The sequence below is a fragment of the Halorhodospira abdelmalekii genome, assembly GCF_016583625.1.
Lineage (GTDB): Bacteria > Pseudomonadota > Gammaproteobacteria > Nitrococcales > Halorhodospiraceae > Halorhodospira > Halorhodospira abdelmalekii.
The window spans coordinates 1-2,562 of the sequence record NZ_NRRN01000100.1 but is presented as its reverse complement, the minus strand read 5'-3'; the positions used below and the strand labels follow the sequence as shown (position 1 = coordinate 2,562).

Below are 2,562 nucleotides of genomic sequence, written 5' to 3'. Positions count from 1 at the left end.
CGTCCAGTCAAGCCCGCAATAGCCCAGGATCAAGCGCAACAACTGCGCCGCCGAGCCCAGCTTACGGGCGCGTCGCAAGGCGCCGTGCTCCCGAGCGTGCGACTCAAGATCGACCGGCAGGGCTTGTCCCGGATTATTCACCAGAGATGTTGAGATTGTCATTTTATTGCTAGCATATCAGCTAGATAGCAGCTCTCATAGGGGAGCATGGGCTTCACCTGTGAGGTGAATTGGGATGCTCCCTGAGGCAGCATGTAACCCACTGATTCTCTGTTTATATTCCAACACTCTTTGCTGCTCCGGTGAATTATCCGGGCTTGTATCAACTCAGCAAATGCGTTATCCCTCACGGTGATGGCAGGTTCCTTTGGTGTGAGTGGTCGACGTCACTCTTGTGCACGCCGGAACCTGCCATCTTTTTTTAAATATATCAACCCTCTACAGTCTTAGTTTGGCGCCTATGCGATGATCCCCCCCCGGTGGACACGCGTGCCTTTCCCATTCCGCCCACATACCCTTGAAAGGAGGAACCATATGGCTACCATCAGCCTGCACGGTCGCCAAAAAGTACGCACCTTTGAAGAGAGGCTGAGTGACTCGGCCAAAATCAACGTCCAGGTACTCCACAACGGCGCTAAGGCGGACCCGAACGAAACGCTTAGCTCGGTTCGCGTACACGATCCCAAGACAAAAGAAATAACAATCGTCGGTCAAACCAAAGTAGAGACGCTCAAACGGCGGTTTCATGACGATTTCGGACTAACGACAGAGATCCTCGACTCTGTCGGCGCCCCTGCCAACCCAAGCTGGACTATCGGAGATCTCCGACGCTCCGCGCGAGATGCTACCGCACCACCTTCCGAAGAAGCCGGCACCGTAGCGCAGAAAATCGAGAATGGTGAGATAACCAATTGGGAAGACATACCCGAGAACGTCAAGTATCACGCGGATATCCTGCTCTCGGCCTCAGAGAATCGGGTTATCAGCCCTCTTGTCTTCATCCGCGACGAAATAGACGCAGAACAACTGCAAGCAAGCCTCTCCGATAAGCCCGAGACTTCCTCGACTTTAGTCTCACTCCAACCAGAATTTCTTGACTACCTCCCCGAGCACATCCTCACCGACCCGAATTTTATAATAAGCTTGGTGAGAGCCAACAGCCTAAACAACCCGGATAAAAACAAAAGCCTAAACTATGGTGTCATCGGAAAGGCCATGGCCAACCATGCACTTTCAGGCGAAGTGACTAACCTTGAAAAGTACCTAGAATTTGCGTTTCATTGCAAACATGCTGATGACTATGTGCTCTCTCAATGCAACTTGGAAACGTTGGCAGACCCCAAGATTGCCAGTTGGTTCACAGATCCGGAGACCGGCCCAAAGATGGCTCAGCTCCTAATCCATAGCAAATTTGGTATACGTAAACGCCGGCCTCAATTAGAGGCAGATGACTTTGACAAAGTGGAGAACCTGCGGGATATATTTAAGGGTGCGCCCGGAAGAGCTATCATCGAAGATTTTCAGAACGATTTGGCTGAATGCCTGAGTGCAGAGGATGGAAAAGAACTTGTGGCGGAGCTGAGCAGAATGAACGGAAAGTTTCTTTTCCCTGCTCTCACTTTTTTTAGCGCTGATGGCGAACTGCTGAGCAATGAGAAGCTCCAATCCAGCGATTGGGATGACAACCTCTTCGCTGATCTTAAGAGCCAGCTCAGAGAAAAGGTTCTCACGCGTTTTCTTGATGATGATCGGTTTACGTGCAATTTCGGAGACGCTTTGTCTCTCACCATCCCAGACGACGTAGTAACGCTCACCAGCGGAGCGGAAGAGTTTTGTAGAGATTTACTGAAAAAGGCTGCTGCTTTCTCTCTCTCAAGAGGTTCCGTTGACGAGGAACAGGTGGAGTCGCCAGCCATACTGGGGGAGGAATTCTGGAATCCGTGGGATGTTGACCCGGAATCCGCGGAGACGATTGCCGTCACATGGGCAGAAGGAGCGGAAGAGGTCCTGATGGAGGAGATCCTGTATAGGCTTGATCCAAGTTCAATGTCCGAGGACGCCAAGGAAAAAATACTGAAACGTATTGATGAATTGAGCTCCGACGACGAGGAAGCACAAATGCTGCGTGGGGTGTTCATGGATTAGACGCGATGACGACGAAGCCGAGTGTATCGCCATGCCAGGTCGGTGAAGGCCGATCGGCGGCGGTTACCCCGAGGGTGCGGGGAGTCCCTTCACCGCTGGATCAGCAACCGCCGGCTGCGCAGTGGTTTTGTCACCAAGTGCCATTTGGGATTAGCCGGGTGGCTTACCGTGTCTGTTAGCGTTGTCGCGAAGGCTAGATAAAGTTTTGTGCGGTGGACGTTGATAAGCATTGCTAAGCACCCCACAAACCGGGCGTATTTTCCCGCTCAACCATTGGATCAACAGGATTTGACCGAAGAAGAGCTTACTCGGATGATGAGCAACCGCCGCTTCCGCGATTTTCTCTCAGCATGTTGCAGAATAGAGCGCCTTGTTCAATAGCGTCATCGAGTGCCAAGTGTGTGTGGGGCAGCTTGT

Annotated in this window: 1 protein-coding gene; it reads left to right on the top strand. The window is 52.0% G+C overall.

The features are described from left to right. The first annotated feature begins 534 nt into the window (after window positions 1-534). Window positions 535-2,145: a hypothetical protein gene (locus CKO15_RS13420; RefSeq protein ID WP_200197267.1), complete on the top strand. Its 1,611-nt coding sequence runs from the start codon at window positions 535-537 to the stop codon at window positions 2,143-2,145. The last annotated feature ends 417 nt before the right edge of the window (window positions 2,146-2,562 follow it).